The following is a 23,551-nucleotide window of genomic DNA, read 5'->3' on the forward strand; positions in this document are numbered from 1 at the left end:
CATCTTGCCGCGTACAGTTCGTCACCTGATCGTACTCAGCGTGCACTCGACTTCGCCAGCGCCTGCCAGGTCTCGATAATGGTATCGGGATTCAGCGAGATCGAAGCGATGCCTTCGTCGGTCAGCCATTGCGCGAAGTCCGGATGATCCGACGGGCCCTGGCCACAGATGCCGACATACTTGTTCAGCCGCAGACAGGTTTCGATCGCACGCTTGAGCATGAACTTGACGGCCGGGTCGCGTTCGTCGAAATCGACGGCCAGCAGTTCCATGCCGGAGTCGCGATCGAGGCCCAGCGTCAGCTGCGTCAGGTCGTTCGAACCGATCGAGAAACCGTCGAAGAATTGCAGGAATTCTTCGGCAAGAATCGCGTTCGACGGCACTTCGCACATCATGATCAGGCGCAGGCCCTTCTCGCCGCGCTTCAGCCCGAACTTCTCGAGCAGGCCAACCACGCGTTCCGCCTGCTTCAGCGTCCGCACGAAAGGCACCATGATCTCGACGTTGTCGAGGCCCATTTCCTCGCGCACTTTCTTCAGCGCGATGCATTCCATGTGGAACGCTTCGGCGAAGTCTTCGGCGATGTAACGCGATGCGCCGCGGAAGCCGAGCATCGGATTTTCTTCGTCCGGCTCGTAACGCGAACCGCCGATCAGCTTCTTGTACTCGTTCGACTTGAAGTCCGACAGACGCACGATAACCGGCTTCGGATAGAACGCCGCCGCGATCGTCGCGATGCCTTCGGTCAGCTTGTCGACATAGAACGCACGCGGCGATGCGTGACCGCGCGCGACGCTTTCGACCGCCTTCTTCAGGTCTTGATCGATGTGTGGATACTCGAGAATCGCCTTCGGGTGAACGCCGATGTTGTTGTTGATGATGAACTCGAGCCGCGCGAGACCGACGCCTGCGTTAGGCAGGTGCGAGAAGTCGAACGCGAGTTGCGGATTGCCGACGTTCATCATGATCTTCACCGGGATCGGCGGCAGTTCGCCGCGCTGAATTTCGGTGACTTCGGTTTCGAGCAGGCCGTCGTAAATCTTGCCTTCATCGCCTTCGGCGCACGACACGGTGACGAGCGCGCCGTCCTTCAGCAAATCCGTCGCATCGCCGCAACCGACCACCGCCGGCACACCCAGTTCGCGCGCGATGATCGCCGCGTGGCAGGTGCGCCCGCCGCGATTCGTGACGATCGCCGATGCGCGCTTCATGACCGGCTCCCAGTTCGGGTCGGTCATGTCCGCGACCAGCACGTCGCCGGGTTGCACACGCTCCATCTCCGACGGATCGTGAATTACGCGCACGGGGCCTGCGCCGATCTTCTGGCCGATCGCGCGGCCGGTGACGATCACCTGCGACTGGCCTTTCAGCTTGAAGCGCTGTTCGGCCTTGCCTGCGGCCTGGCTCTTCACCGTTTCAGGACGCGCCTGCAGGATGAAAATCTTGCCGTCGCGGCCGTCCTTGCCCCACTCGATATCCATCGGGCGCTGGTAGTGCTGCTCGATGATCACCGCGTACTTCGCGAGTTCGATCACGTCTTCGTCGGTGATCGAAAAGCGGTTGCGCTGTTCGTGCGCGACATCGACGGTCTTCACGCGGCCCGCTTCGCCGGCCTTCGTGAATTCCATCTTGATCAGCTTCGAGCCGATCGAGCGGCGGATGATCGGGTACTTGCCTTGCGCGAGCGTGGTCTTGAAGACGTAGAACTCGTCCGGATTCACGGCACCCTGCACGACCGTCTCGCCAAGACCGTAGCTCGACGTGATGAACACGGCGTCCTTGAAGCCGGACTCGGTGTCGAGCGTGAACATCACGCCGGCAGCACCCACGTCCGACCGGACCATCCGCTGCACACCCGCCGACAGCGCGACTTCAGCGTGCGTGAAGCCCTTGTGGACGCGGTAGGAAATCGCGCGGTCGTTGTACAGCGACGCGAACACGTGCTTCATGCGGTCGAGCACGTCTTCGATACCGACCACGTTCAGGTAGCTCTCCTGCTGACCGGCAAACGAAGCGTCCGGCAGATCTTCCGCCGTGGCCGACGAGCGGACCGCGAACGACAGTTCTTCGGGCGAGCTTTGCGTGAGCGTGACGAAGCCGGCGCGGATCTCCTGTTCGAGGCGCGGTTGCAGCGGCGCGTCGACGATCCATTGACGGATTTCCTTGCCCGCCTCGGCGAGCGCTTTCACGTCGTCGACATCGAGCGTTTCGAGACGTTTGGCGATGCGTTCGGTCAGCGTGTTGTGATGCAGGAAATCGCGGAAAGCAAGTGCGGTGGTCGCGAAACCGGTCGGCACGCGCACGCCTGCTTGCGCGAGTTGACTGATCATCTCGCCAAGCGACGCGTTCTTGCCACCGACGATTTCCACGTCGGTCATCCGCAACTGCTCGAACGGAATTACATACGCCTGATCCTTTGCGACGTTAACAGCGTTAGTCATACAAGCCCCTAAGTGTGGAAGAAATACACGGTTGCGCAAGTGGGCTTGAACGCGTGCGCTTATAAGAAGCGGTCGACGCGCCTTGCACAACCTGTTGGAGAAGCAATCGCCTTGCTCTTCGGCCCAGATGAGGCCGCATGAGACAACTGCGCGACGAAACGGAAATTTCGACGCTTTTGAAAGCAAACCGCGCAAATTACCGGCAAAAAGAACGGGGTTAGCCGAATATGGGCGGCGGTTCGCCTGCAATTGCTTATCCAACAAGTTGCCGCTATTCTACCGTGCCGACTCCTGAAATGTGACAGTCGGACGAGAATTGCGCCTCGAAATTCCGCGTGCTTACACGTATTTACGTTTTCCACCCGCCGATGCCGCCCACCGTATTCATCGTCTCCGACGGTACCGGGATCACTGCCGAAACCTTCGCGCATTCGATCCTCTCCCAGTTCGACCAGAAATTCCGTCTGGTTCGCGTGCCCTTCGTCGATTCGACGGAGAAAGCGTATGCGACGCTCGAGAAGATCAACGAAGCGGGTCAGGTTGAAGGGCGTCGGCCGATCGTGTTCACAACGCTCGTCAACAGCGCGTCGAACCAGATCGTCAAAGGCTCGAACGCGCTCGTGCTCGACATGTTCCAGACCTTCGTCGAACCGCTCGAACAGGAACTCGAACTGAAGTCGAGCCACGCGATGGGTCGCGGCCACCAGAACGCCGACACCGAGGAATACAAGAACCGCATCGAGGCGATCAATTTCTCGCTCGCACACGACGACGGCCAGTCGAACCGCAATCTCGCCGATGCGGACGTGATCCTCGTCGGGGTATCGCGCAGCGGCAAGACGCCGACGAGCCTGTACCTCGCGATGCAATACGGTGTGAAGGCGGCAAACTACCCGCTGATTCCCGAAGACTTCGAGCGCGGCAAACTGCCCACTCCGTTGCTGGCGCATCGGCAGAAGATGTTCGGGTTATCGATCGATCCGCAGCGGCTTTCGGAAATCCGCAACGAGCGCCGGCCCGGCAGCAAGTACGCGGCGCTCGAAAACTGTCGCTACGAGATCAATGAGGCAGAGGGGATGATGCGACGCGAGAGCGTCAAGTGGCTGTCGTCGACGCATAAGTCGATCGAGGAAATCGCGACGACGATCCTGCAGGAAATCAAGCTCGACAAGCCGGCGTACTAGCGCCCAAGACGACTCAGGCAGCGCGCTGCTGCCTGCATTGCTCGAACAGACATATAGCGGCAGCCGCTGCAACGTTCAGCGACTCCATACCGCCTGGCTGAGGGATCGTCACGCGGCGTGTGTGCGCATCGCGCCACGGCGCCGAGACACCCGCCCCTTCATTGCCGAACACCCATACAAGCGGTCCTGACAGGTCCGTGTCATAGATCGCGTCGGCACCGTGCGAATCGGTCATCACGGCAGGCACTGCAAGCCGCTCGATCAACGCCTGCGCCTCGACGTCTTCGTGGATTTGCAGCAGGAAATGCGCGCCCATTCCCGAGCGCAACACCTTCGACGACCACGCATACGCGGTACCGGGCGCACAGAACACGTGCGGCACGCCGGCCGCCGCCGCGCTGCGCAGGATCGAACCGACGTTGCCCGCATCCTGCACGCCGTCGAGCACGAGGCAAGTCTGCGTCACACGCTCGGGCAACGGTACAACGAGCCGCTCGACCAGCAGCAGCATCCCTACCCCGTTCACGACATTCGACAGTTGCCCGAATAACGCGTCCGGCAGCGTCACGACGCGCTGTTCATCGATCCGCCCAACGATCGCCTGTGCTTCGACGTGATGCAGCGCGCCTTCGGTCACGATGCAGGTTTCCGGCTGGCCGGCCACGTCGAGATACGCACTCGCGAGATGAAACCCTTCGAGCAGCGCATGCCCGCTGCGGCGCTGCTGATGCGTCGAACCGGCCAGCGCCTTCAGACGTTTATAGAGCGGATTGTCCCGCGACGTGATGGCTTTCACAGGCAGCGCTAACAGTAGGAAACGGTAGAGATAGAAAAAGCCGCCGATGGCGGCGGGATCAGAAAGGAGCTTCGTCGGGCGCCTGCGCCACTACCGGCGCGACAACACGACCGCCGAAGAGCACATGCGCCTCACGCACCGGGGCAAACGAGCGCCGATGATGCTCGCACGGCCCATGCTCGCGCAGCGCCGCGAGATGCTGCGGCGTGCCGTAGCCGGCATGCGCATCGAAGCCGTAGTGCGGAAAGGTCTGATGCAGTTCGAGCAGCATGCGGTCGCGTGTGACCTTCGCCAGGATCGATGCCGCCGAAATGCTCGGCACCAGCGCATCGCCGCCGACAATCGCCTCGCTGCGCACACTCAGCACCGGACAGCGATTGCCATCGATCTTCGCAAGCGTGGGCACGATCTTCAGGCCTTCGACCGCGCGCTTCATCGCAAGCATCGTGGCGTGCAGGATGTTGAGCGTATCGATTTCTTCGACCGAGGCGGATGCGACGCACCAGGCCAGCGCGTGTTCGACGATCTTGGTGTACAACTCTTCGCGTTTTTTCGCGCTCAGTACCTTCGAATCGTCGAGCCCGAGGATGCGATGCTGTGGATCGAGGATCACTGCCGCCGCAACCACCGGCCCGGCGAGCGGTCCGCGCCCTGCTTCGTCGACCCCGCAAACCAGCTCGTCAGGCGAGTCGAAGGCGAGCCCACTCTGATCCGCGGCCGCCGCAGCAGCGCGCCGACGTGCAGGCCGGGTAACCGTCACCGCGACACCCCGCGCGCACCGAGCACGTTCACGACCGCTTCTGCCGCACGCTGCGCGGTGTTCTGCTTCAGCACGTGATGCATCTCCGTGAAAATTTCCGTCAGCGTGCGCCGGTTCGTTTCGTCGCGCAACTGCTGTAGCGTCGCGTCGGCGAGTGCTTCAGGCGTCGCGAAGTGCTGCAGGATTTCCGGCACCACGAAGCGTCCGGCCAGGATATTCGGCAGCCCGACGTACGGCAGATAGCCCTGACTGCGCATGATCTGTCCGGTCAACCAGGGCACCTTGTATGAGATCACCATCGGTTTTTTCAGCAGCGCAGCTTCGAGCGTGACCGTACCGCTCTTGACGAGAATCGCGTCGGCCGCGGTCATCGCCTGCTGCGACTGGCCGTCGGTGAGCGTTAGCGCAAGCTGCGGATGCGCATCGACGAGCGGCTGCAACTGCGCGCGCAGCGCCGGGGTCGCAGCCGGCATCACGAAGCGCACACCCGGTTCGCGCTGCTGCATCAACGTCATCGCCGCGAAGAATGTCGGCCCGATCAAATCGATTTCCGAACGCCGGCTGCCCGGCAGCACCGCGATTATCGGTCCGCTTTCCGGCAGCCCGAGCGCGCGGCGCGCGCCGGCCGTGTCGGGTTCGAGCGGGATTTCGTCGGCGAGCGGATGACCGACGTAGGTCGCCGCAATACCGGCCTTTTCGAGCAGCGCGGTTTCGAACGGAAACACGCACAGCATGTGGTCGACGGCTTTCGCGATCTTCTTGATCCGGCCGCCGCGCCACGCCCAGATCGACGGGCAAACGAAATGAATGGTCGGAATGCCCGCGTCGCGCAGCGCGTGTTCGAGACTGAAGTTGAAATCGGGTGCATCGACGCCGATGAACACATCGGGTGGTTCGGCGAGCAACTGGCGCTTCAGGTCGTTGCGGATGCCGAGAATTTCGGGAATATGTTTGAGCACCTCGACATAGCCGCGCACCGTCAGCTTTTCCAGCGGCCAGTGCGCGTCGAAGCCCGCCGCAGCCATGCGCGGACCGCCGATGCCGTAGTACTGCGTGCCGTCGGGCAGGCGACTGGCCAGCCCGTCGAGCAGCGATGCCGCAAGCAGGTCGCCGGACGGCTCGCCGGCCACCATGGCGAGCCGCGGAGAACGAAAGGGACCGGGTTGCAGCGCCATCGCCTAGCGGATGATGCCGCGTTGCGAGACTTCGACGAAGTCGGCAAACGCCTTCACCGCTTCGTCGCCGTCACCGCCTGCCGATGCGAGTTCGCGCAACTGCACTTTCGCCTCTTCGAGCGACAGGCCGTTCTTGTACAGCACGCGGTACGCCGTGCGCAGCGCGGAGATCGCATCGGCCGAGAAACCGCGGCGACGCAGCCCTTCGACGTTGATGCCGTGCGGCTCCGCCTTGTTGCCCGCGGCGATCACGAACGGCGGGACGTCCTGCACGAGCGCCGAGGCACCCCCCAACATTGAATGCGCGCCGATCCGCACGAACTGGTGCACGCCCGACATGCCACCGATGATCGCGAAATCGCCGATCGTCACGTGTCCGGCCATCTGCGCATTGCTCGACAGGATCACGTTGCTGCCGACGTGACAGTCGTGACCGATGTGCACATACGCCATGATCCAGTTGTCGTCGCCGAGCGTCGTCACGCCGCCGTCCTGCACGGTGCCCGTGTGGATCGTCGTGAATTCGCGGATCGTGTTGCGGTGGCCGATCTCGAGCCGTGTCGGCTCGTCCTTGTACTTCATGTCCTGCGGCCGTCCGCCGACCGATGCATAGTGGCCGATGCGGTTGTCCTCGCCGATCGTCGTATGACCTTCGATCACGCTATGCGAACCGATCGTCGTGCGTGCGCCAATCGTCACGTGAGCGCCGACGATCGCATAGGGTCCGACTTCGACCGTTTCGTCGATCGTTGCACCGGGCTCGACGATCGCAGTGGGATGAATCCTGCTCATGCGTCCTCGCTACTGTTGCCGTTGGGTTGTCTCGAAGCCGCCATGCCGCACTGCCGCTTCTCGCGCCGGCGGCATCCGCCTGCCGGCATCGACAACGAAATTACTGACTGTCGCTATCCGACTGCCGGACCGCGCACATCAGGTCGGCTTCCGCCGCCACTGCGCCGTCCACTTCCGCGCGCGCCTTGAACTTCCAGATGCCGCGCATGTGCCGCTCGAGCGACGCGTGCAGCATCAGCTGGTCGCCCGGTTCGACGATGCGCTTGAAGCGCGCGTTGTCGATGCCGACGAACAGATACAGCGTGCTCTCGGGATCGTGCGGCTCTTCCGAGAACGTCAGAAGCGCGGCCGTCTGGGCCAGCGCTTCGAGGATGAGCACGCCCGGCATCACCGGACGCTTCGGAAAGTGCCCCGTGAAGTACGGCTCGTTGATCGTCACGTTCTTCAGCGCCTTGATGCTCTTGTGCGGCTCGAGTTCGAGCACCCGGTCCACCAGCAGGATCGGATAACGGTGCGGCAGTAGCGTGAGAATCTTGTGGATGTCGAGATTGATTTTTTCGGTGCTCATGGTGTTTCTGCTCACGCGTGGATCGCGCGACGATGACTGCGGATGCTGGTGCAGGGAGGTTGGTCACACAAGCTGCGGCCGGTCTCCTGTTCCAGCCGCCGCATGGCTTTACGCCTTGTCCGTTGAGGCCTGCGCGGCCGTGGCCGCTTCGAGCGCCTTGATGCGGTCTCGCAGCTTGTCGAGGTTGCGCATTATGGCAGCACTCCGGTTCCAGTCGGCGTGATCGACGGCCGGGAACGCGCTCGTGTACATGCCGGGTTTCAGCAGCGATTTCGACACGCCCGATTTCGCGGTGACGATCACGTAATCGGCCAGCGTGACGTGGCCCGCAATGCCGACCGCGCCACCGATCATGCAGTGCCGGCCAATCGTCGTGCTGCCAGCAATCCCCGCACAGCCGGCGATTACCGTGTAAGCGCCGACCTTGCAGTTGTGGCCGATCTGCACGAGATTATCGATCTTCACGCACTCTTCGATCACTGTATCGGCCATCGCGCCGCGGTCGATCGTCGTGTTGGCGCCGATTTCGACGTCCGGCCCGATCGACACGCCGCCCACCTGCGGAATCTTGACCCAGTTGCCGGTACGCGCGTCGCCTTCGCCCACGAAGTCGGGAGCAAAGCCAAAGCCGTCCGAGCCGATCACTGCGCCGGCGTGCACGATGACACGCTCGCCGAGCTTGCAGCCGTGGTACACGGTCACGTTCGGGTACAGATGCACATCCGCGCCGATCTGCGTGCCGCGCCCAACAAATACGTTCGCATCGAGCCGGACCCGTTCGCCGATCACCACGCCGGCTTCGACGGTCACGTTCGGCCCGATCACTGCGCTCGCCGCGATCTGCGCCGATGGGTCGACGGTTGCGCCCGGATGCACACCGGGCACCGGCTTCGGTGCGGCGAGATCGATGAAGGTCTGGGCGATACGCGCGAAATACGCGTAGGGATTCGGTGTGACGATGAAGTTGCGGCTCTCGCGCGATGCGAGTTTCGCCAGATCGTCGGCATTGATCAGCACGGCGCCCGCGCGCGTGCTCTCGACCTGCGACAGATACTTCGGGTTCGCGAGGAACGCCAGTTGGTCAGGAGCGGCCTGATCGAGCGGCGCAAGACTGCCGACCCGGTGCGAAGCGTCGCCGACGACTTCACCGCCGAACTGCCCAACGATGTCCGCGAGCGTAAATGCCATGCGTATGCTGCTCCTGCTGTTCAGTGGGCTCAGTTCGACGACGAACCACTCGCCCCGTTGCCGGATGCCGCCGCCAGTGCCTTCAGCACCTGGTCGGTGATGTCGATGCTCGGACTGACATACACCGCTTCCTGCACGATCAGATCGTAGTGCTGCTGCTCGGCGATCTGCTTGATCACCTTGTTCGCGCGATCGAGTACTGCCGCGAGTTCTTCGTTGCGGCGCTGGTTCAGGTCTTCACGGAATTCGCGCTGCTTGCGCTGGAAATCGGTGTCGAGCTGCGAGATGTCGCGCTGCTTCTGCGCGCGATCGAGAGCCGACAGCGACGCGCCGTTCTTGTCGAGCGAATCGGACAGGCTCTTCAGTTTCTGCGCCATGTCCTGCAGGTCCTTGTCGCGCTTCGCGAACTCGGCCTCGAGCTTGACCTGCGCCGCCTTGGCCGGCGCGGACTCGCGCAGGATGCGATCCGAATTGACCGCGGCGATCCTCGCGACCTGAGCGTGCGCAATCCCCGCCCCCAAGGTCATCGTCATCGCCAGCACCCAGGCGCACGCCACACGTTTCGAAAACATACCGGTTTGCAAAGTCATCCTCTCGATACCGTAAAGAGCCCGATTCCGTCCTGCTTCATCAGAATGCTGTCCCGATCTGGAACTGGAATTTCTGATACTGGTCGCCGGTGTGCTTCTGCAGCGGGAAGCCGAGACTCAGCTTCAACGGTCCGATCGGCGAGATCCACGCCAGACCGACACCGTAGCCGTAACGCAGACCGTTCGCCCCGACGCTGTTGCCCTCGTTACCCCAGACGTTACCGCCATCGAGGAACGTGAAAACGCGCAGCGTACGGTCGTAGCCCGTGCCCGGCAGCGGGAACGTCAACTCGATATTGCCGACCACCATCTCGTTACCGCCGATCGGGTCTCCCGTCGTCGCGTCGCGCGGACCCAGCGAGCTTGGCTCGTAACCCCGCACCGAACCGATACCGCCCGCGTAGTAATTCTTGAAAATCGGATATGGCTTGCCGGCGAGCCCGTTACCGTAGCCGCCCTGCAGGTTCAGGCCGAGCACGAAACCGCGTGCGAACGAGTAATAGTACTGCGCCTGAACGTCGGCCTTGTAGTATTGCGTACGCCCTGCCGGCGTGCCGTATTCGGCGTTCGCCTGCGTGAAGTAGCCGCGGCTCGGCACGAGCGCGCTATCGCGCGCATCGCGCGACCAGCCTACAGTGAGCGGTACGTTGTTCGACACGCGGCCGAAGTTGTTCACGTAGTCGATGTAGCTTTGCGGCGTGGCCGAATCGACGTCGAGCGTGTTCTGCTCGAGGCCCGCGCCGAAGTACACCGTGTCGACTTCCGAAAACGGAATACCGAACTTCAGGTCGCCACCCACCGTCACGATGCGGAAGCTCGAATTGGTCGAGTAGTACAGCGGCTGATACGTGCGGTAGTAGACGTCGGTGATCCGCTTGATGCCGTCCACCGTGAAGTACGGGTCGACCTGGGTGACCGTCAGCGTACGGTACGTCTTGGCGGTGTTGACGTTGACCGACAGGCTCGTACCCGAACCGAACACGTTGTCCTGCGACACCCCCGCCGACAGCACGACCTTGTCCGTCGACGAAAAGCCCGCGCCCAGCGTAATCGCGCCGGTTGGCTTCTCGGTCACCTTGACGTCCACGTCGACCTGGTCGGGCGTGCCTTCCACCGGGATCGTCGTGACGTCGACGTCGGTGAAGTAGCCGAGACGGTTGATCCGGTCCTTCGACAGCGCGAGCCGGTTCGAATCGAACCACGAGCTTTCGAGCTGGCGCATTTCGCGGCGCACGACTTCGTCGCGCGTGCGCGTGTTGCCGACCACGTTGATGCGCCGCACATACACGCGGCGGCTCGGATCGACCTGCAGCGTGAGGTCGACCTTGTGATGCTCCTGATCGATCTGCGGCAACGCGTTCACGGTGGCGAACGCATAACCGTACTCGCCGAGCTTGTCGACGATCGTCTTCGTCGTGGCCTGCAGTTTTTCGGCCGAGAAGCGATCGCCCGGTTTGATCTTGATCAGCTTGGTGAGCTCCGCCTCGCGGTCCAGCAGGTTACCGCCCAGCTTGATGCTCGAAATCGTGTACGGCTCGCCTTCGTGCAGCGTCACCGTCAGGTACATGTCCTTCTTGTCCGGCGAAATCGAAACCTGCGTCGAGTCGATGTTGAACTCGAGATAGCCGCGATTCAGGTAGTACGAGCGGATGTTTTCGAGGTCGCCGGTGAGCTTTTCCTTCGAGTACAGATCGTTCTTCGTGTACCACGAGAACCAGTTCGGTGTGGACTGCTGCATCTCGTCGCGCAGCGTGCTCGTGCTGAACGCCTTGTTACCGATGAAGTTGATCTGGCGGATCTTCGCGCTCGGCCCTTCGATCACCGAGAACAGCAGCGACACGCGATTACGGTCGATCGGCGTGACCGTGGTCGTGACTTCGGCTGCGTAGTAGCCGCGCGTCAGGTACTGGCGCTTCAGTTCCTGCTCGGCCTTGTCGACGAGCGCCTTGTCGTAGTAACGACCTTGCGACAAACCGACCGCGCGCAGCGCCTTGGTCAGGTTGTCCTTGTCGAATTCGTGGATGCCGGAGAAGTCGATCGTGCCGATGGCAGGACGTTCCTGCACCTGCACGATCACGACGTTGCCTTCGGTCGCGATCTTGACGTCGTTGAAGAAACCCGTCGCGTACAGCGCGCGGATCGCTTCGGAAGCCTTGTCGTCGCTGAATGTATCGCCTTGCTTGATCGGCAGATATGAGAACACCGTGCCGGCTTCGACGCGTTGCAGCCCCTCGATCCGGATGTCCTGCACCACGAATGGTGTCGTCGCGTGAGCCACCAGCCCATGCGCGGCGAATGCCGCGGCTACAACAGTCTTAGGTACCAAGCGATGAGGTTTAAACAACGTGCTTCCCCAGTGTGTATAGCTGCATCAGGTCAGACGGTCGTCATCGTGAACGCCGCCGGACACTTTAAAAATGGATTAAACGAGCCAGATCGTTGAAAAGCGCAATCGCCGACAATGCGACGATGCAGGCGAGTCCCGCTCTCTGCAGAACGAGCTGCCAGCGATCGGATACAACCTTGCCGGTTACAGCTTCAACCAAATAATATAACAGATGCCCCCCGTCCAAAACCGGAATTGGTAACAGGTTGAGCACGCCGAGACTAATACTGACGAGCGCGAGGAACGATAAAAAGGCCGACGGACCGAGTCGCGCGCTCTTGCCTGCGTAATCCGCAATCGTCACCGGGCCCGACAGATTCTTCAGCGAGGCCTCGCCGACGATCATCCGGCCGAACATCCGCAGCGAGTAAACACTGAGGTCCCACGTGCGGCGCGCGCCCAGTTGCATGCTTTCGAGCGGACCGTAACGGACTTCGAGCGACGGCACCTGGGTGGCCAGTTCGGCGCCGATGCGGCCGACATCCTGGCCCGTCGTCTCGTCGCGCCGGGCCGCGGGCACGATCACGATATTCTCGAGCGTGCCGGGCTGCTGTCTCTCGGCGCCGCGTTCGACCCGCAGAGTGACCGGCTTGCCCGCATGTGCCTTGATGGCCGCGATGAAGGTGCTGGCGTTGTCGGCCTGCTTGCCGTCGATCGCGCGCAGCCTGTCGCCCGGCTGCAATCCGGCCTGTTGAGCCGCGCTGCCCGCCTCGACACCGGCCACGGACAACGTCCCACCGCCCGGCTCGAAACCAAGCCGCGACATGAAATCGTCGTCGACGTCCTTGTCCGACACGCTGCGCAGGTCGACGGGGAAATCGAAGGTGCCGCGGCCGTCCTTCGCGCTCAGTACCACGCGACGGTGGTCGAAGGCCGCTCCGAGCAGCTTCCAGCGCAGATCGGACCATGAGCGCACCGGTTCGGACTCGCCCGCGTCGCCTTCGCGCACCGCCACGACCGTTTCGCCGCCATCGAAGCCCGCGCGCGCCGCGACGGTATCCGGAGCCGGAGTCGCGACAATCGCCGCCGGCTCGGTTACGCCCGTCGCAAAGACCACGGCGAACAGCACGATAGCGAGCAGGAAATTGGCGATCGGACCGGCCGCGACGATCGCGATCCGTTTGCCGACCGACTGACGGTTGAAGGCGTGCGGCAGCTCGGCGGTGGGGATGGGTACACCCTCTTCACGCTCGTCGAGCATCTTCACGTAGCCGCCCAGCGGCAACGCGGCGATCGTCCACTGCGTACCGGTCTTACCGCTGACCCATTGCACGAGCGGCTTGCCGAAACCAATCGAGAAGCGCAGTACTTTCACGCCGCACAGACGCGCGACGCTGTAATGGCCGAACTCGTGTACGACGACGAGCACACCGATCGCCACCACGAAGGCAAGGAGTTCGATCAGCAGGTTCATGGTCGGCTCACTGGGCCACGCGTTCCGTGCGACCGGTGCTGCTTGTGCCGCCTGTACTGTAGGCACCGGCGACAAAACCGGCCGCTGCACGGCGCGCCGCGGCGTCGGCCTCAAGCACATCGTCGAGGCTGCCGGCGCTGCGGTTAGGCAGCGCATTCAGCACGGCGTCGACGATCTGCGCAATCGCCATGAAGCCGATCTTGCGCGCGAGGAACGCTTCCACCGCAACTTCGTTCGCCGCGTTCAACGCGGCGCTCGCGACGCCGCCCTCGGCAAGCGCCTTCATGGCGAGCGCCAGACACGGGAAACGTGCGTAATCGGGTTTCTCGAACGACAGCGACGCGACCTGCACGAGGTCGAGCGGCGCGACGCCGGAATCGACGCGCTCCGGAAAGGCCAGCGCGTGCGCGATCGGCGTACGCATGTCGGGGTTGCCGAGCTGCGCGAGCACCGAACCGTCCGCATACGACACCAGCGAATGGATCACGCTCTGCGGATGGATCAGCACCTCGATCCGTTCGCCCGGCAGGCCGAACAGCCAGTGCGCCTCGATCACTTCGAGGCCCTTGTTCATCATCGTGGCTGAATCGACGGAGATCTTGCGGCCCATCACCCAGTTCGGGTGCTTGCAGGCTTCGTCGGGGGTGACGTCGACGAGCGTCGACGGTTCGCGCGTGCGGAACGGACCACCCGACGCGGTCAGAAGGATCTTCGAGACGCCGCCGTGCAGCGCGGCTTCGCGCGGCAGACACTGGAAAATCGCGTTGTGTTCGCTGTCGACCGGCAGCAGGACCGCGCCGTGGTCGCGCACCGCGTCCATGAAGATCGCGCCGGACATCACCAGCGCTTCCTTGTTCGCGAGCAGGATGCGTTTGCCGGCGCGCGCCGCCGCCAGCGTAGGAGCAAGGCCGGCTGCGCCGACGATCGCCGCCACCACCGTATCGCAGGCGGCATTTTCCGACACGTCGACGAGCGCCTGCGCGCCGAACGTCACCTCGGTCTTGCAACCGGCGGCCCGCAGCTTCGCCGCAACCTGCGCGGCAGTATCGGCGTCGCCGACCACCGCCACTTCGGGGCTAAAGCGCAGGCATTGCTCGACGAGCTTGTCGCCGTTGCGATGCGCGCTCAGCGCGTAGATCGAGAAGCGCTCGGGATGACGCGCGACGACGTCGAGCGTGCTGTCTCCAATCGAGCCCGTGGAACCGAGCAAAGTTAATCGTTTGTGCATGTCTCTTTCTCTAGCCGAGCGTCGGCGGCAACAGCAGCATGGCGAGCGGCAGCACCGGCAACAATGCGTCGATGCGGTCGAGCACGCCACCATGTCCCGGCAGCAGGCCACTTGAATCTTTCACGCCGGCCTGGCGCTTCAGCAGCGATTCGAACAGGTCGCCGATCACGCTGAACGCGACCAGCACGGTCAACGTCGCGATGGTGCGTACTGCACCGAACTGCGCGAACAACGCGGAATACAGCGTGGGTTCGAATGCGTGCAGCGCAATCGCCACGCCGGCCACGATCATCACCGTCACCCAGCCGCCGATTGCACCTTCCCAGCTCTTGCCGGGACTGATCGTGGGAGCAAGCTTACGGCGACCAAACGCTTTCCCCGCGAAGTATGCGCCAATGTCGGCGAGCCATACCAAAAGCAGCAGGGACAGAACAAACGGTACGCCGGCCATGCGAGCGGCAACGAGCGCATGCCAGCAGGCAACGAACGCCACGATCCCCGCGACGAACAGAAACAGACGCCATGCGCCTTGCGCGAGCGTGGGCTTGCGTAACAACACGAACGGCCCGGCCAGCACCCAGAATACGCCTGCCGCCTGGAAGAGCGGTCGGGGCAACTGCATGCCGGTCCCAAGACGCGTACTCGCGACAAGCGCGGCCGCCGTCACGAGCGCATAGACCACTGGTCCGGCGCCGCCCACCTTGAGCAGACGCGCCCATTCCCACGCGGCGAACACGACGACGAAGGCGATCAGCGCGCCGAACGCGCCCACCGGCGCAAACAGCGTGACCGGCAGGAACACTGCGAGCAGGACAATCGCCGTGATGACACGGGTCTTTAGCATGGAAGCGAGTCGGCGTTTTGCGATTGCGGCTCAAGCTGGGCGCTCGTGCGGCCGAAGCGGCGCTCGCGTTCCGTATAGGAAGCGATGGCATGGCCGAGGGCGTCGGCGTCGAAGTCCGGCCAGAAGGTATCGGTGAAATAGAACTCGGTGTAGGCGAGCTGCCACAGCAGGAAGTTGCTGACGCGTTGCTCGCCGCCGGTGCGGATGAACAGGTCGGGCTCGGGCGCGTACGCCATCGCCAGATGTTCGGCAAACGATTCCTCGGTCACCTCGACGGCGTGGCCCGCGACCGCCGATTGCTCGGCGAGCTTGCGCGTCGCCTGCATGATGTCCCAGCGACCGCCGTAATTCGCCGCGATGGTCAGCGTGAGACGCGTATTGCGCGCGGTCTTGGTTTCCGCGCGGCGGATCAGGTCCTGGATGCGCCGGTCGAACATCGACAGGTCGCCGACCACACGCAGGCGAATACCGTTCGCATGCAGCTTGCCGACTTCGCGTTCGAGCGCGGTGACGAAGAGGCGCATCAGGAACGAGACTTCATCCGTAGGACGCCGCCAGTTCTCCGAGCTGAACGCGAACAGCGTCAGGTATTCGACGCCTTGCCGCGCACACGCTTCAACGGTGGCGCGCACCGCATCGACGCCGCGCGTATGGCCCGCCACGCGCGGCAGGCGACGCTGCGTCGCCCAGCGGCCGTTACCGTCCATGATGATCGCGATATGTCGCGGCACCGCTGCGACGTCAGGCACGCGCACGGTTGAGCTGGTATAGGTCATGGCCGTCGGAGCAATGGCTGCAATGAAGAAGAGTGGACCTTGAAGGTGCCGATGCCTGAGGCATCACACCGTCATGATCTCGGCTTCTTTCGTTTGCACGAGCTTGTCGATCTCCGTGACGAACTTGTCCGTCAGCTTCTGGACGTCGTCGCTGGCGCGGCGCTCGTCGTCCTCGGAGATATCCTTGTCTTTCACGAGCTTCTTCAGTTGCTCGTTGGCATCGCGCCGCAGGTTGCGCACCGCGATCTTGGCCGTCTCGGCTTCGCTCTTGACGACCTTCGTCAGTTCGCGGCGGCGCTCTTCGGTGAGCGCGGGCATCGGTACGCGGATCTGGTCGCCCGAGGTAGCCGGGTTCAGGCCCAGATCCGATTCGCGGATCGCCTTCTCGACCACCTGCACCATCTTCTTTTCCCACGGCTGCACGCCGATCGTGCGCGCGTCCACGAGCGTCATGTTCGCGACCTGCGAGATCGGCACCGGCGAGCCGTAGTAATCGACCTGGATGTGATCGAGCAGGCCCGTATGCGCACGGCCCGTGCGGATCTTTGACAGATCGTTCTTGAATGCATCGATCGAGCGCAGCATTTTCTGCTCAGCGCCCTTCTTGACGTCAGCTACAGACATATTTAAACCTCCGAACCTTCAAAACGGTGCGGGCCAGCCAGCGCGCGTAAAGCGGCGACCCGGGCCCGCGTTCGAACCCACATTTTCTGACAGGGAGTTTACACGTGGACGAGGGTGCCCTCGTCCTCGCCCTGCACGATACGTTTGAGCGCGCCCGGCTTGAGAATCGAGAACACGCGGATCGGCAGCTTCTGGTCGCGGCACAGCGCAAAGGCCGTCGCGTCCATCACCTGCAGGTTGCGGCCGATCGCTTCGTCGAAGCTGATCGTCGTGTAGCGCGTCGCGCTCGGGTCTTTCTTCGGATCAGCCGAATAGACGCCATCGACCTTGGTCGCCTTCAGCACGACTTCCGCGCCGATTTCCGAACCGCGCAAAGCCGCTGCGGTGTCGGTCGTGAAAAACGGGTTGCCGGTACCGGCCGCGAAGATCACGACCTTGCCTTCCTCAAGCTGGCGTATTGCCCGCGGGCGAATGTACGGCTCGACCACCTGGTCCATGCGCAGCGCGGACTGCACACGCGCTTCGATGCCCGCGTGACGCATCGCATCCTGCAGCGCGAGCGCGTTCATCATGGTAGCGAGCATCCCCATGTAGTCGGCCGTCGCACGGTCCATACCGGCCGCGCCGCCCGCCACACCGCGGAAAATATTGCCGCCGCCGATCACGACCGCGAGCTGCGTGCCCAGCCGCACTACCTCGGCCACGTCCGCCACCATGCCTTCGATCGTTGCGCGATTGATGCCGAAAGCATCCTCGCCCATCAGAGCTTCACCGGAGAGTTTGAGGAGAACGCGTTTGTAGGCAGTGGGCATAGGGGTATCCAGATCGCGCGGAACAGGGCAACAACAAGGGACTAATGTAGGGGTGAAATGCCGGTTCGGGCAAGGGCCGCCAAATTGACGGCCTGCGAGGCCCGTGCGGGGCGGCTGCGGCGCGAGGGTCGACCCGCGGACAGCCTTGCGGCACTTCAGGCCGCGGCGGGCTTGTGCCCCGCCGCGGGTCCAACGATACAACGTGCTGGCGCAGCATGGTGCCGCGCCAACCTCCAACGCTTACTGTTGCTTTGCAGCAGCCACTTGCGCGGCCACTTCGGCAGCGAAATCGTCCTGGCGCTTCTCGATGCCCTCGCCGACCACGAACAGTGCGAACTTCTGCACCGACGCGCCGCCAGCCTTCAGCATCTGCTCGATTGTCTGTTTGTCGTTCTTCACGAACGGCTGGTTCAGCAGCGAGACTTCCTTCAGATACTTCTGCACGCTGCCGTCGACCATCTTCGCGACGATTTCAGCCGGCTTGCCGGATTCGGCGGCCTTCTGTTCTGCGATGCTGCGTTCCTTCGCGATCAGGTCCGCCGGCACTTCGTCGGCCGACAGCGAAACCGGCTTCATCGCGGCGATGTGCATCGCGACGTCCTTGCCGACCTGCTCGTCCGCGCCGGTGTACTCGACCAGCACGCCGATACGCGTGCCGTGCAGGTACGCTGCCAGCTTGTTCGACGTTGCGAAGCGCGCGAAACGGCGGATCGACAGGTTTTCACCGATCTTGCCGACTAGTGCGAGGCGCACGGCGTCGACGGTCTGGCCGTCGAGCGGCAGCGCGGCGAGCGCAGCCACGTCAGCCGGGTTTTGCTTCGCGATCAGTTCAGCGACAGTCTTCGAGAACGCGAGGAAATCATCGTTCTTCGAAACGAAGTCGGTTTCGCAGTTCAGTTCGACGATCGCGCCCGCGTTGTCGCCGAGGAACGAGGCGATCACGCCTTCTGCCGTCACGCGCGATGCTGCCTTGCTCGCCTTGTTGCCGAGCTTCACACGCAGCAGTTCTTCGGCACGTTCCATATCGCCGTCAGCTTCCGTCAGCGCCTTCTTGCATTCCATCATCGGCGCATCGGTCTTCGCGCGCAGTTCTGCAACCATGCTTGCGGTAATTGCCGCCATCATTCGCTCCTTGGGTCTGTCTTTCACACGCCGTCCGCATTCGATGCCGACAGCAAGAATTCGTTTCCGCGCGGCGCATTTTTTTACGCGCCGGCGATGGTCCTGCTAAACGCTACGGCTTAAAAAAAGGGGGCCTGTAGAAAGCCCCCTTTTTGGCCGGTCACGGGGTCGCTTACGCTTCCGCGTTGACCTCGACGAACTCGTCGCCGTCGTCGCCGCGTGCGGCCTGGACCACTTCGTTGACCGAGTTCGCACGGCCTTCGAGGATCGCGTCGGCCACGCCTGCCGTGTACAGGGCAACAGCCTTGCTGGCGTCGTCGTTACCCGGGATCACGTAGTCGATGCCTTCCGGCGAGTGGTTCGTGTCGACCACTGCGATGACCGGCACACCGAGCTTGTTCGCTTCGGTAACGGCAATCTTGTGGTAACCGACGTCGACCACGAAGATCGCGTCCGGAATGCCGCCCATGTCCTTCACGCCGCCGATCGACTTTTGCAGCTTCTGGATTTCGCGTTCGAACAGCAGCGCTTCCTTCTTGCTCATGCGTTCGGTTTCGCCGGATTCGACAGCCGCTTCCATGTCCTTCAGGCGCTTGATCGATACTTTCAGCGTCTTGAAGTTGGTCAGCATGCCGCCGAGCCAGCGTGCGTTGACATACGGCATACCAGCGCGCAGCGCTTCTTCAGCCATCGTGTCGCGCGATTGACGCTTCGTACCGACGAACAGGATCGTGCCGCGGTTCGCTGCCAGTTGACGCACGTACTTCAGCGCGTCGTTGTACATCGGCAGCGTCTTTTCGAGGTTGATGATGTGAATCTTGTTGCGATGGCCGAAAATGAACGGGGCCATTTTGGGGTTCCAGAAGCGCGTCTGGTGACCAAAGTGGACACCGGCTTCCAGCATTTGACGCATGGTGACTGCCATGTAAATCTCCGCAAGGGTTGGGTCTTAAGCCGGCTGCCGCATCCACCGCGCCGCCCTCACCTTTGTGAAGACCTGACGCTGCGGACACCCTGGGTGCGCCGGCTTGCGAGTTTGCTGCTTCGCTTCCTGCTTGCTCGAGGCGCCCGTACTTATTACATAGGCAAGCACCTCGAGGATCGTCGCGACGCAGGAAGCGCCCGCCGCGAGAACCAGTCCTCCTGAATTCGCCCAACACCGCACACAAACCGGTATCTAACAAATCAGGAACGACGTAGCCCGCGATTATAGCATGTGACTATCGCCTGACTCAATGGGTCCGATGGATACCTGGTAGCACATGGCTTAAGCCGCCGGTTGCACCTCCGGGCACGCGTTTCGGCGCAAACCGGGGCGCCACAGCCCCGTCCGCTGGCCTCCAAGGCGGCTCCGGGTCGTCTCAAAAGCCAGCGGCACCCTCAATATGGTGCGATAATTCGCCCAATAGACGCATTTCAGGCCCATCCCATGGCTATTACGATCAAAAACGAACACGATATCGCGCAAATGCGCGTTGCATGCCGCCTCGGGAGCGAGGTGCTCGACTACATCACGCCTTTCGTCAAGCCCGGCATCACGACCGGCGAACTCGACCGGCTGTGCCACGAATACATGCTGAACGTACAGGGTACGGTGCCCGCCCCGCTCAACTATCAGCCGCCGGGCTACCCGCCGTACCCGAAAGCCACCTGCATTTCCGTCAACGACGTGATCTGCCACGGCATCCCAGGCGAGAAGACGCTCAAGAACGGCGACGCGCTGAACATCGACATCACGGTGATCAAGAACGGTTATTTCGGCGATACCAGCCGGATGTTCATCGTCGGTGAAGGGTCGATTCTCGCGAAGCGGCTTGTCCAGACCACCTTCGAATGCATGTGGCTCGGCATCGAGCAGGTGCGCCCGGGCGCGCATCTCGGCGACATCGGCTACGCGATCCAGCGGCACGCGGAGGCGCAGGGCTATAGCGTGGTGCGCGAGTACTGCGGCCACGGCATCGGCACTGTGTTCCACGAAGATCCGCAAATCCTGCACTACGGCCGCCCCGGCACGGGCCTCGAATTGCAGACCGGCATGATCTTCACGATCGAACCGATGATCAACGCCGGCCGCCGCGATATCCGCACCATGCCCGACCAGTGGACCGTCAAGACCAAAGACCGCAGCCTGTCCGCACAGTGGGAGCACACCATCCTCGTCACGGAAACGGGGCACGACGTGCTGACCGTCTCCGCCGGTACGCCCGCCCGGCCGGCGCTCAGCGCCGCTACCGCCTGAGCTTTTCGTTTCCCTTGTCCGCCGCGTGCCCATGAGTAGCGTCCAGGTTGTGCCTCTTTTCAGTGCTACGTCGCTCAAGGCGGACTACAAGATAGCGAAGGCCGCGCTGCTGGAGCGCTTCAGGACCGCCGGTAACGTCGATACGCTAATGCGCTCGCTCGCGCGTCTCACCGATACCGCGCTGCGCGGCGCCTGGGATGCGTGTGGACTGCCGCCTACGCTGACGCTGCTGGCCGTCGGCGGTTATGGACGTGGCGAACTCGCGCCGTTTTCCGACATCGACATTCTGGTGCTGCTGCCCGACGGGCCGAATCCGCAGCTTGAAACACGGCTCGAGCGCTTCATTGGACTTGCGTGGGATCTCGGGCTCGAACTCGGCAGCAGTGTGCGCACCGTCGAGCAATGTCTCGAAGAAGCCGCCAACGACATCACCGTGCGGACCTCGCTGCTCGAAGCACGTCGAATTGTGGGCAGCACATCGCTGTTCGAGGGGTTCGCCGTGCACTATCGCGAGGCGCTCGATCCGCGCGCCTTCTTTCAGGCGAAGGTGCTGGAAATGCGTCAGCGCCACGCGAAATTCCAGGACACGCCCTACTCGCTCGAACCGAACATCAAGGAAAGCCCCGGCGGCCTGCGCGATCTGCAACTGATCCTCTGGGTTACGCAGGCGGCGGGCTTCGGCAGCAGCTGGCGCGAACTCGATGCACGCGGCCTGATCACCGAGCGCGAAGCACGCGGACTGCGTCGCAACGAGAGCTTCCTGAAGACGCTGCGCGCGCGGCTGCATGTGATCGCCGGGCGGCGCCAGGACATTCTCGTTTTCGACCTGCAGATCGCGGTCGCCGAAAGCTTCGGGCACAAGGCCACCGACGCGAAACGCGCCAGCGAACATTTGATGCGCCGCTACTACTGGGCAGCGAAAGCCGTCACGCAGTTGGCGACGATCCTGATCCAGAACATCGAGGCGCAGCTGTTTCCGGATACGAGCGGCATCACGCGTGTGCTCTCGGACCATTTCGTCGAGAAGCAAGGCATGCTGGAGATTGCCGGCGACGATGTCTTCGAGCGCGAACCGCATGCGATTCTCGAAGCGTTCCTGCTGTACGAGAAGATTCGCGGCGTCAAAGGGCTGTCCGCGCGCACGCTGCGCGCGCTCTACAACGCGCGCGACACGATGGACCGGCACTGGCGCCGCGACCCCGAAAACCGTCGCATGTTCATGGAAATCCTCCAGCAGCCTGAAGGCATCACGCACGCGCTGCGGCTGATGAACCAGACGAGCGTGCTCGGGCGCTACCTGCTGAATTTCCGCCGCATCGTCGGGCAGATGCAGCACGACCTGTATCACGTGTACACCGTCGATCAGCACATCCTGATGGTGCTGCGCAACCTGCGCCGCTTCGCGGTCGCCGAACACGCGCACGAATATCCGTTCTGCAGCCAGCTGATCGCCAACTTCGAGCGGCCGTGGGTGCTGTATGTCGCGGCGCTGTTCCACGACATCGCGAAGGGCCGCGGTGGCGATCACTCGAAGCTCGGCATGGCCGACGCCCGGCGTTTTTGCCGCGAGCACGGCATCGAAGCCGACGATACGGCGCTCGTCGTCTGGCTGGTCGAGCATCACCTGACGATGAGCCAGTTTGCCCAGAAGCAGGACACGAGCGACCCCGAGGTCATCAAGCGCTTCGCCGAACTGGTCCACAGCGAGCGGCGCCTGACAGCGCTGTATCTGCTGACGGTTGCCGATATCCGCGGCACCAGTCCGAAGGTCTGGAACACGTGGAAAGGCAAGCTGCTCGAAGACCTTTATCGCACGACGCTGAACGTGCTCGGTGGCGCGCAGCCCGATGCGCACTCGGAGCTGAAGTCCCGTCAGGAAGAGGCGCTCGCACTGCTGCGGCTCGAAACCGTGCCCGAGCACGCGCATAGCGCGCTGTGGGATCAACTCGACGTCGGTTATTTCCTGCGCCACGATGCCGCCGATATCGCGTGGCAAACGCGCGTGCTGCATCGCCACGTCAACACGCCGACGCCGATCGTTCGGGCGCGTCCATGGCCGATCGGCGAAGCGTTGCAGGTGCTCGTCTATGTGCAGGATCGTCCCGATCTGTTCGCCGGCATCTGCGCGTATTTCGACCGCAACGGGCTGTCGGTGCTCGATGCGCGGGTCAGCACGACGAAACACGGCTACGCACTCGATAACTTCCTCGTTGCGCACACCGAACGGGACGTGCACTATCGCGACATCGCGAATCTCGTGGAGCAGGAGCTCGCCGCCCGGCTGACCGCCGACGGCACGCTGCTGCCGGAACCGTCGAAGGGCCGTCTGTCGCGGCTCTCGCGCACGTTCCCTGTGACGCCGCGCGTCGACCTGCGGGCCGACGAGCGCGGCCAGTACTACATCCTGTCCGTGTCGGCCAACGACCGGCCAGGCCTTCTTTATTCGATCGCGCGTGTGCTGGCTGAGCACCGGGTCGGCGTCCATGCGGCGCGGATCAATACGCTCGGCGAACGCGTCGAGGACGTGTTTCTGCTGGACGGACGCGGCCTGTCGGACAACCGCCTGCAAATTCAGGTCGAGACCGAGCTGCTGCGCGCGATCGCAGTGTGAG

At 63.0% G+C, this 23,551-nt stretch carries 20 protein-coding genes; 3 read left to right on the plus strand and 17 right to left on the minus strand.

All coding sequences use genetic code 11. The annotated features are described in order from the left end of the window. Positions 1-35: 35 nt before the first annotated feature. Positions 36-2,441 (minus strand): phosphoenolpyruvate synthase, encoded by a 2,406-nt coding sequence (gene ppsA, locus FNZ07_RS24645; protein ID WP_091013802.1) that lies wholly within the window; start codon positions 2,439-2,441, stop codon positions 36-38. A gap of 368 nt (positions 2,442-2,809) precedes the next feature. On the opposite strand from ppsA, the gene ppsR reads away from it, so the two are divergent. Further along, the gene (ppsR, locus tag FNZ07_RS24650) at positions 2,810-3,625 is read left to right on the plus strand and encodes a posphoenolpyruvate synthetase regulatory kinase/phosphorylase PpsR (RefSeq protein WP_091013804.1); all 816 of its coding nucleotides are present in this window, start codon (positions 2,810-2,812) and stop codon (positions 3,623-3,625) included. Positions 3,626-3,638: 13 nt separating this feature from the next. On the opposite strand, the gene FNZ07_RS24655 is transcribed toward ppsR, so the two are convergent. The 16 genes from FNZ07_RS24655 to rpsB all read right to left on the minus strand — a co-directional run bounded on the left by FNZ07_RS24655 (position 3,639) and on the right by rpsB (position 19,625). Further along, complete coding sequence (locus tag FNZ07_RS24655) at positions 3,639-4,421, minus strand: TrmH family RNA methyltransferase (RefSeq protein ID WP_091013807.1); 783 nt, start codon at positions 4,419-4,421, stop codon at positions 3,639-3,641. Positions 4,422-4,479: 58 nt separating this feature from the next. After that, positions 4,480-5,181 (minus strand): ribonuclease HII, encoded by a 702-nt coding sequence (gene rnhB, locus FNZ07_RS24660; RefSeq protein ID WP_091013810.1) that lies wholly within the window; start codon positions 5,179-5,181, stop codon positions 4,480-4,482. Then, entirely contained in the window at positions 5,178-6,356 is a 1,179-nt protein-coding gene (gene lpxB, locus FNZ07_RS24665) for a lipid-A-disaccharide synthase (protein WP_091013813.1), read from the minus strand. Before lpxB ends, rnhB begins: the two co-directional genes overlap by 4 nt. Before the next feature lie 3 nt (positions 6,357-6,359). After that, entirely contained in the window at positions 6,360-7,148 is a 789-nt protein-coding gene (gene lpxA / locus FNZ07_RS24670) for an acyl-ACP--UDP-N-acetylglucosamine O-acyltransferase (protein ID WP_091013818.1), read from the minus strand. A gap of 100 nt (positions 7,149-7,248) precedes the next feature. Further along, positions 7,249-7,716, minus strand: coding sequence for a 3-hydroxyacyl-ACP dehydratase FabZ (fabZ, locus tag FNZ07_RS24675; protein ID WP_091013822.1), 468 nt, complete (start codon positions 7,714-7,716; stop codon positions 7,249-7,251). A 108-nt stretch (positions 7,717-7,824) separates the two neighbouring features. Further along, positions 7,825-8,904: a UDP-3-O-(3-hydroxymyristoyl)glucosamine N-acyltransferase gene (gene lpxD, locus FNZ07_RS24680; RefSeq protein ID WP_091013825.1), complete on the minus strand. Its 1,080-nt coding sequence runs from the start codon at positions 8,902-8,904 to the stop codon at positions 7,825-7,827. A 29-nt stretch (positions 8,905-8,933) separates the two neighbouring features. After that, a complete protein-coding gene (locus FNZ07_RS24685) occupies positions 8,934-9,488 on the minus strand; it encodes an OmpH/Skp family outer membrane protein (protein ID WP_177228302.1) in 555 nt (184 codons plus the stop codon). Positions 9,489-9,534: 46 nt separating this feature from the next. Then, entirely contained in the window at positions 9,535-11,838 is a 2,304-nt protein-coding gene (gene bamA, locus FNZ07_RS24690; protein ID WP_091013829.1) for an outer membrane protein assembly factor BamA, read from the minus strand. 67 nt (positions 11,839-11,905) lie between these two features. Continuing rightward, positions 11,906-13,294: an RIP metalloprotease RseP gene (gene rseP / locus FNZ07_RS24695; protein ID WP_091013838.1), complete on the minus strand. Its 1,389-nt coding sequence runs from the start codon at positions 13,292-13,294 to the stop codon at positions 11,906-11,908. Between the two features lie 7 nt (positions 13,295-13,301). Continuing rightward, complete coding sequence (locus FNZ07_RS24700; RefSeq protein ID WP_091013843.1) at positions 13,302-14,522, minus strand: 1-deoxy-D-xylulose-5-phosphate reductoisomerase; 1,221 nt, start codon at positions 14,520-14,522, stop codon at positions 13,302-13,304. A gap of 10 nt (positions 14,523-14,532) precedes the next feature. After that, complete coding sequence (locus FNZ07_RS24705; RefSeq protein WP_091013846.1) at positions 14,533-15,366, minus strand: phosphatidate cytidylyltransferase; 834 nt, start codon at positions 15,364-15,366, stop codon at positions 14,533-14,535. After that, positions 15,360-16,142: a polyprenyl diphosphate synthase gene (gene uppS, locus FNZ07_RS24710; protein WP_091013851.1), complete on the minus strand. Its 783-nt coding sequence runs from the start codon at positions 16,140-16,142 to the stop codon at positions 15,360-15,362. The genes FNZ07_RS24705 and uppS overlap by 7 nt, the downstream gene beginning before the upstream one ends. 63 nt (positions 16,143-16,205) lie before the next feature. Next, positions 16,206-16,766: a ribosome recycling factor gene (frr, locus tag FNZ07_RS24715; RefSeq protein WP_091013856.1), complete on the minus strand. Its 561-nt coding sequence runs from the start codon at positions 16,764-16,766 to the stop codon at positions 16,206-16,208. A 98-nt stretch (positions 16,767-16,864) separates the two neighbouring features. Further along, a complete protein-coding gene (pyrH, locus tag FNZ07_RS24720; protein ID WP_091013860.1) occupies positions 16,865-17,578 on the minus strand; it encodes a UMP kinase in 714 nt (237 codons plus the stop codon). A 240-nt stretch (positions 17,579-17,818) separates the two neighbouring features. Further along, on the minus strand, positions 17,819-18,700 hold the full coding sequence (gene tsf / locus FNZ07_RS24725) for a translation elongation factor Ts (RefSeq protein WP_091013864.1): 882 nt from the start codon (positions 18,698-18,700) through the stop codon (positions 17,819-17,821). A 172-nt stretch (positions 18,701-18,872) separates the two neighbouring features. Further along, complete coding sequence (gene rpsB, locus FNZ07_RS24730; RefSeq protein WP_091013867.1) at positions 18,873-19,625, minus strand: 30S ribosomal protein S2; 753 nt, start codon at positions 19,623-19,625, stop codon at positions 18,873-18,875. A 504-nt stretch (positions 19,626-20,129) separates the two neighbouring features. Here rpsB and map point away from each other — a divergent pair. Both map and FNZ07_RS24740 read left to right on the plus strand, forming a co-directional pair. After that, on the plus strand, positions 20,130-20,939 hold the full coding sequence (map, locus tag FNZ07_RS24735) for a type I methionyl aminopeptidase (RefSeq protein ID WP_091013870.1): 810 nt from the start codon (positions 20,130-20,132) through the stop codon (positions 20,937-20,939). Between the two features lie 31 nt (positions 20,940-20,970). After that, the gene (locus FNZ07_RS24740) at positions 20,971-23,550 is read left to right on the plus strand and encodes a [protein-PII] uridylyltransferase (RefSeq protein ID WP_091013875.1); all 2,580 of its coding nucleotides are present in this window, start codon (positions 20,971-20,973) and stop codon (positions 23,548-23,550) included. The last annotated feature ends 1 nt before the right edge of the window (position 23,551 follow it).

It is taken from the genome of Paraburkholderia megapolitana (assembly GCF_007556815.1).
In the GTDB taxonomy this organism is placed as follows: Bacteria; Pseudomonadota; Gammaproteobacteria; order Burkholderiales; family Burkholderiaceae; genus Paraburkholderia; species Paraburkholderia megapolitana.

Coding starts and splice junctions, on each gene's coding strand:
- rseP (WP_091013838.1), bottom strand. CDS start 13,294: ATGAACCTGCTGATCGAACTCCTTGCCTTCGTGGTGGCGATCGGTGTG.
- ppsA (WP_091013802.1), bottom strand. CDS start 2,441: ATGACTAACGCTGTTAACGTCGCAAAGGATCAGGCGTATGTAATTCCG.
- lpxD (WP_091013825.1), bottom strand. CDS start 8,904: ATGGCATTTACGCTCGCGGACATCGTTGGGCAGTTCGGCGGTGAAGTC.
- FNZ07_RS24705 (WP_091013846.1), bottom strand. CDS start 15,366: ATGCTAAAGACCCGTGTCATCACGGCGATTGTCCTGCTCGCAGTGTTC.
- pyrH (WP_091013860.1), bottom strand. CDS start 17,578: ATGCCCACTGCCTACAAACGCGTTCTCCTCAAACTCTCCGGTGAAGCT.
- lpxB (WP_091013813.1), bottom strand. CDS start 6,356: ATGGCGCTGCAACCCGGTCCCTTTCGTTCTCCGCGGCTCGCCATGGTG.
- tsf (WP_091013864.1), bottom strand. CDS start 18,700: ATGGCGGCAATTACCGCAAGCATGGTTGCAGAACTGCGCGCGAAGACC.
- uppS (WP_091013851.1), bottom strand. CDS start 16,142: ATGACCTATACCAGCTCAACCGTGCGCGTGCCTGACGTCGCAGCGGTG.
- map (WP_091013870.1), top strand. CDS start 20,130: ATGGCTATTACGATCAAAAACGAACACGATATCGCGCAAATGCGCGTT.
- lpxA (WP_091013818.1), bottom strand. CDS start 7,148: ATGAGCAGGATTCATCCCACTGCGATCGTCGAGCCCGGTGCAACGATC.
- fabZ (WP_091013822.1), bottom strand. CDS start 7,716: ATGAGCACCGAAAAAATCAATCTCGACATCCACAAGATTCTCACGCTA.
- rpsB (WP_091013867.1), bottom strand. CDS start 19,625: ATGGCAGTCACCATGCGTCAAATGCTGGAAGCCGGTGTCCACTTTGGT.
- frr (WP_091013856.1), bottom strand. CDS start 16,766: ATGTCTGTAGCTGACGTCAAGAAGGGCGCTGAGCAGAAAATGCTGCGC.
- FNZ07_RS24740 (WP_091013875.1), top strand. CDS start 20,971: ATGAGTAGCGTCCAGGTTGTGCCTCTTTTCAGTGCTACGTCGCTCAAG.
- FNZ07_RS24700 (WP_091013843.1), bottom strand. CDS start 14,522: ATGCACAAACGATTAACTTTGCTCGGTTCCACGGGCTCGATTGGAGAC.
- ppsR (WP_091013804.1), top strand. CDS start 2,810: ATGCCGCCCACCGTATTCATCGTCTCCGACGGTACCGGGATCACTGCC.